The organism is Microbacterium sp. (genome assembly GCF_032084865.1).
Taxonomy (GTDB): Bacteria; Actinomycetota; Actinomycetes; order Actinomycetales; family Microbacteriaceae; genus Microbacterium.
Window position 1 is genome coordinate 1 of the sequence record NZ_DAMDLU010000038.1, and the last position, 250, is coordinate 250.

A 250-nucleotide genomic window follows, 5' to 3' on the forward strand; every position below is an offset into this window, starting at 1 on the left:
CGAGCCAGGCACCGCCGGCGCGGCGGTCGCGGATGCCGATCACGCCGGGGTGCGCGTCGGGCCACCACTCGCCGAGGTCGTCCCACGGACGAACCGGGTCCTCGTCGCGCACGGCCAGCAGCCGGGCGCCGTCACCGGGGGACGGGGCGACATCGATCACGACGGTGCACACGAGCACGAGTCTAAGCGGGGCACGCCACGGCACAGCCCGCCGACAGGCGCCGCCGGGCGCAGCCCATGGCCTCGCGCG